Annotated in this window: 3 protein-coding genes and 1 pseudogene; all 4 read right to left on the reverse strand. The window is 56.5% G+C overall.

Annotated elements, in window-relative coordinates; translation table 11 throughout:
- Positions 1 to 144 precede the first annotated feature (144 nt).
- The 4 genes and pseudogenes from CY652_RS23510 to CY652_RS23525 all read right to left on the reverse strand — a co-directional run bounded on the left by CY652_RS23510 (position 145) and on the right by CY652_RS23525 (position 5,725).
- Positions 145 to 1,578, reverse strand: coding sequence for an aldehyde dehydrogenase family protein (locus CY652_RS23510; RefSeq protein ID WP_374703694.1), 1,434 nt, complete (start codon positions 1,576 to 1,578; stop codon positions 145 to 147).
- 49 nt (positions 1,579 to 1,627) lie between these two features.
- On the reverse strand, positions 1,628 to 3,394 hold the full coding sequence (locus CY652_RS23515) for a thiamine pyrophosphate-binding protein (RefSeq protein ID WP_258002438.1): 1,767 nt from the start codon (positions 3,392 to 3,394) through the stop codon (positions 1,628 to 1,630).
- A gap of 174 nt (positions 3,395 to 3,568) precedes the next feature.
- Positions 3,569 to 4,342, reverse strand: a complete 774-nt coding sequence (locus CY652_RS23520; RefSeq protein ID WP_102133108.1) for a class II aldolase/adducin family protein — start codon at positions 4,340 to 4,342, stop codon at positions 3,569 to 3,571.
- Between the two features lie 141 nt (positions 4,343 to 4,483).
- A pseudogene (locus tag CY652_RS23525) lies at positions 4,484 to 5,725 on the reverse strand (porin).
- Positions 5,726 to 6,183: the final 458 nt, after the last annotated feature.

A 6,183-nucleotide genomic window follows, 5' to 3' on the forward strand; every position in this document is an offset into this window, starting at 1 on the left:
AATCGACATCAGTTGCGAGCGCTCGTCTTCGCTCAGCACCAGTTCGGCCTTCGGTCGTCCCATCGGCATGTTGACGTCTCCCGTTCCGTTGACGCCAACATGCTACGCGAATATAGATCAGTTAATAACGGAACGGGACACTAGCTAGGCGCTAACATAAGCGGTCTTGACAACAGAGTAGAACTCGCGAGCATAGGCCCCCTGCTCGCGCGGACCGTAGCTCGATCCCTTGCGTCCGCCAAACGGGACGTGATAGTCGAGACCTGCCGTCGGCGTATTGACCATAACGAGACCGGATTGGACATGCCGCCGGAAGTGTTGCGCGTACTTTAGTGAAGTCGTGCAAATACCCGACGAGAGGCCGAACTCGGTATCGTTGGCGACAGCAAGAGCCTCATCGTAATCCTTGACTCGAATCACGGAGGCAACAGGTCCGAATATCTCCTCGCGGTTAACCCGCATGTTCGAGGTCGTACCGGTGATTAGCGCAGGCGCCATGAAATAGCCTTTCGTGGCACGTTCAAGCATCTGTCCACCGTGAATTTCACCACCTTCCGAGCGCGCTATCGACAGATAACGCTGGTTCTGCTCAAGTTGCCGTTCGCTAACCACCGGACCGATCTGCGTCTCATGGTGCAATGCATGCCCGATCCTTAGCGTATCCATCCTAGCCTTTACCGCCTCGATAAAGCGGCCGAAAATCCCTTCCGTGACGATGAGGCGCGATGAGGCCGTGCAACGTTGACCCGTCTGGAAGAACGAACCGTTGACAGCCACTTCGACGGCAACGTTCAAATCGGCATCGTCGATCACCACGAGCGGGTTCTTGCCGCCCATTTCAAGTTGGACTCTCTTTCCTGACACCCCGCAGTCGGCCCCGATCTGCCGTCCGACGCGAACCGATCCGGTAAAGCTGATCGCATCCACGTCGGCAGAATCGACAAGAGCCTTGCCGACGACAGGCCCAGATCCGACGACCAGATTGATGACCCCGGCTGGCACACCTGCCTCACCGAGAATTCTCGCGAGTTCGTGAGCACAGCCCGGAGCAACCTCGGAGGGCTTGATGACAATCGTGTTGCCGAATGCCAGAGCCGCGGCGATCTTCCATGCCGGAATCGCAATAGGGAAATTCCACGGTGTGATCAAGCCCACGACACCCACAGGCTCGCGCGTAATTTCGACCGTCAAACCGTCCCTGACCGAAGGAAGCAACTCGCCGCCCGGCCGTAGCGCTTCTCCTGCAAAGAACTTGAAAACCATCGCGGCACGCGTCACCTCTCCCGCCGCCTCCGCCAACGTCTTGCCTTCCTCACGTGCAAGCAACAACGCAATGGCGTCACGCTCGGCAAGCAATCGATTGCCAGCCGTATCGAGCATGTCGAATCGTTTCTGAGGTCCCGATAGTCCCCACTTGGCAAAGGCGTGCCGTGCCGCTGCTACAGCATCCGCCGCTGTTTCGTGGGTCCCCTCCGCATACACGCCCACTGTGTCGGACAGATCGGATGGATTCCGCGTCTCGATTACCTTTCCGGACCATGCCATATCGCCCGCAATGAGATTTCCCGTTCCGTTCATCATTTCCCTCGTCATTGACATCCGCTTACCCTTACGTCGCACCGGCTAGCTACCCGATACGCATGAAGGGGGTAATCTGCTTTGGATCGGTTCGCAGTTCGATGACAGCTGGCCGGTCCTGTGAGCGTGTCCGCTCAAGGGCTTCGAGAAAAGCATCTGCGTCGTCTACTCGCTCCGCATAGGCGCCAAACGCCGTCGCCAATGCGACGAAGTCCGGACCCGTAAGATCCGTCCCGATCGGCCGGCCCGGAAAGCGCTTTTCCTGATGCATCCGGATCGTGCCATACATGCCGTTGTTGACGACCACCACGACGATGTTCGCCCGGTACTGCACGGCGGTCGCCAATTCCTGCGCATACATCAGGAAGCATCCATCCCCGGCAAACGCGATGACGTCACGCTCTGGATTACGCAATTTCGCGGCGATGGCAGCTGGCACCCCATAGCCCATTGAACCGTTCGTCGGCGCAAGACAAGTGCCGCGCTGCTTGTACGCGAAGAACCTGTGTACCCACACCGTGTAGTTCCCGGCGCCGTTCGCGACAACTGCGGTGTCGGGCAACGTTTCGGAAATATCCTTGACGACCCTTGCCAGATTGACACCAACTGATGCTTCGTGGACGGGTGGCATCTGCGAAAACTGGAGATAGTTCCCACGTGCTTCCTTCGTGCGAGCACTCCAGCTCACTGGCGGTTGCTCCGGACTGCGGGCGAGCATGGTAAGTGCCCAGGCGGAAGATGATGTGACCAAACCCAGGTGCGGAGAAAACACTCGGCCTATGTCAGCCTGCTCCGGATAAACATGAACAAGATACTGCGCAGGATAAGGCACGCTCATGTAGCCGTAATCACCCGTCGAAACGCTGCCCAGTCGAGTGCCGACTGCGAGAATCAGGTCCGCCTGCTTCACCAGTTCGGCCAGCTTCGGATCAGGGCCCAATCCGAGATGACCGACATAATTTGGAGAACGATTATCCAGGACATCCTGGTGACGAAACGTAGCTGCGACCGGTAAATCCCAGCGTTCGATAAAGCGCCGAAAGGCATTGAGGCCCTCGTCGCACCAACCGGTCCCGCCGAGAAGAACAAGCGGTCGGGCAGCCTCTCTCAACCGCCCGAGAATCGCATCAATATCTTCCTCGCGCGGAGCATTGGCAATCACGGAATTCGACGCCAGCCCGGACAGCGGCCGGGCCAAAGCACCCAGCATATCCTCCGGCAGCGAGATGACGACAGGGCCAGGCCGCCCTGCCGTGGCAATCCGAAAAGCACGCGCGACGATCTCCTCGATGCGGTCCGGATCATCGATCTCGACCACCCATTTGGCAATGGTGCCGAACATCGCGGCATAGTCAATTTCCTGGAAGCTATCTCGACCCCGCTCGCCGCGCGGCACCTGCCCGATGAACATAATCATCGGGGTGGAATCCTGCTGGGCAATGTGAACGCCGATACTGCCATGCGTTGCACCTGGACCGCGAGTGACAAAGCAGATCCCAGGGCGCCCCGTGAGCTTGCCGTCCGCCTCGGCCATGTTGGCTGCCGCGCCCTCATGTTTAGCGACGACGACCTCAATGTCTGGCAGGTCATAAAGGGCATCCAGCACATCAAGGTAGCTCTCGCCCGGAACGCAGAAGATGCGGTCCACGCCATGTTGGTGCAGTGCGTTTGCCAGCACTATGCCGCCTGTCAAGGTCGTCTGTGTATTTGAATGGCTCATGATCTTGTCTGTAAACGAATGCTGTTGAAGGCCGTAGCCGCGCTGGGCAGGCACGGCTTCAGGCGTCGTGAGGCGCGAGCGGAGAGACTTTCGCATACAGCCTTGCTTCATCGCTGAAGACGGCCCATACCGCCCGCAACCGTCTCCTGGAAATTGCCTGCCCAATCATATTGGTGAGCCATGGAGACTAGATAAAGAATCGCTGTCTACAGTTATTAAATATGCTGATACCTCACAAGCGCCGCTCCACGACGGGCAGTGCGCCCTCCTTCAGTTTTTATAGGTTGCGTCGCGGCGATCCAGAAAGCGCAACATGGCCGGCCATTCCAACTCTCCAAAAGGCCTCCTCACCTCTGGCTGAAATTGCCTGTACGTCTCTTCAACGATGTCCTCCGACGGCAGTAACAGATCGGTTGTGCTAGACATGGCGTCGACCTGCGCCTTGCAGGCCATTTCCAGCCAGTACATCGTGTTGAAAGCCTGCGGAATGCTGGAGCCCACGGCCAGCAAACCGTGATTGCGCAATACCATTGTCGTAACGCCGCCGAGATCCGCGACCAGCCTTTCGCGCTCGTCGAGATCTAGCGCGACGCCTTCGTAATCGTGATAGGCGATGTCCTTGAATCGCATAGCGGTCTGCGTAAGCGGCAACAGGCCGCCTTTCATCGCCGAGATCGCCATGCCTGCCCGAGAGTGTGTGTGAATGACGCAATTCACATCGGGTCTGCCCTTGTGGACTGCGCTATGGATGACATAGCCGGGGCGATTAACGCCGAAACCCATCGGGCTATCGAGCACATTACCTTCTATATCAATCTTGACGAGGCTGGAGGCCGTAATCTCCTCATAAAGCATTCCATAGGGATTAATCAGAATGTGCTCATCGGTCCCCGGAATGCGCGCCGTTATGTGGTTGTATATAAGATCGCTCATCCCATATTGGGCGATCAACCGATAACAGGCTGCAAGATCCACCCGGGTGCGCCATTCCTCGGTGGAATATCTGGCTTTTCCGACGTTGTGATCCAATACGATGGTGTTCATGCTTGTCTCCCTTTTTGGCTGGTCATCGATCCACAAAGATTTAGCATGGACCTGCGAGCCCATTTTCTGATTGAACTGGACGCGCACCTATCAGCTTTCCTGTATTCAGATATATGGCCAAATTAGCCCGCAGCCTCTTTGCTAGAATCGCTGTCTCATTGCAAGCCGCACTGCGAACTGGTGGTTTTTGGCTGAAGGAGTTTGCCCCGCGATAGCAGCCACTGCCGGCTGATCAAACGAATCCACACCGCTCGCATGCTGGTACTCTACGATCGCGTAGAGATCAGTCTTGGTCGAGAGGCTGTAATCCACCCCGGTACCCATCTGATGGTAGATAGCTGAAGGCATTCCGGCAGCACCTGAAGAATGCGTATAGTTGTATGCGGCACCAGCCAGCAACTTCGGCGTCAGGTGATATTGCAAATTCGCTTCCACGTCGTTGAACGTCGACGAGCCAGAATATCCGAAGGGATTCGGACCGGCTGCCGTATCCCCCAGGCCCCTGAATTGCGTATTGGAGTAAACGAGACCGACTTGCGCATTTCCCAGCCGGTACGCGGCGCCCGCGGTAATGATCTGCAGCGTGCTAGCCGAAGCATATCCGCCAAATACGGGATTCGACTCGGCCGACGCGACCGATCCAAACACGCCCATGTTGTTACTCGCGTCCGTGGTTCCGCTATTGGGATTCGTTCCGTAGTAGGAGAAGTTCGGGTCACGCGCATTGAGATAGGCGACACCCAACGATATCGGACCTGCCGCATAGGAGGAACCCACCGACCACACTTGATTCCTCCCCATCCCATCGCTGGTCCCACCCAAGCCATACAAGGCTCCAAATTTCAATCCACTGTATGTTTTACTAACTATTTTTATAGCGTTATTTACACGACGAGTGTTAAGAAGATTATCGAGATCGCCTGGGTGTGCACCGATATAACCCGACCAATGGGCACCGGACGCAAACGTCTGAACGAAATCCACGATCGAATCATATTGACGGCCAAGCGTCACTGCCCCTAACGTCCCTTGCAACCCAACATAGGCCTGCATGCCGAACTCGGCCCCACCCTGACTCAACGTTCCATTCGCCACCGAAAATCCGTTTTGCAGCAAGAAAATCGCCTGATTGTCGCCTCCAAGGTCTTCTACTCCGCGCAGTCCCCATCGACTGTTGCTCAACCCACCGCTGGCGCCGTCCTGAAACGTGTATTAGCGCCCCCCCGACAGTGCTCCTCCCCCTGAACGTCCCGTCTGGGCACTGCTGACGTAATTCAACCCGGCATCGATGATGCCAAACAGGCTTACGCTGGACTGCGAAAAAGCCGGGGAACTGACCGTAAAGAGGCACACTAATCCCATTCCAAAAGCGATGTATTTCATTCTTGTCTCCTACTTATATAGTTATACTTAATAAAAATATGCCAGGCAATGATGTGGAACCGCTTGCCTATATCAGGCTGGCAGGCGGTTCGGAATGAAACTTACTCTCTTTCGATCGTTCGAAAACGAACTGGCATAGGTATCCTCGCTCCATGTCGGATGGAGGATTGGTCAGGCGGTGCTGAGTTCGGTCCATCCGCATCCCACTCTTACACGGCAGGATTTTAGGCGAGGTGGAGAGGCCACCACCAGCCGAACAGACCGTCCTCGCCGAAGGCATCCCCCCCACCCACCGCTTTCAATGCGGTCCACACCTAGTGTCCCGTTCCGTTATTAACTGATCTATATTCGCGTAGCATGTTGGCGTCAACGGAACGGGAGACGTCAACATGCCGATGGGACGACCGAAGGCCGAACTGGTGCTGAGCGAAGACGAGCGCTCGCAACTGATGTCGATT

This window comes from Burkholderia sp. WAC0059 (assembly GCF_002870125.1).
Classification (GTDB): Bacteria; Pseudomonadota; Gammaproteobacteria; order Burkholderiales; family Burkholderiaceae; genus Paraburkholderia.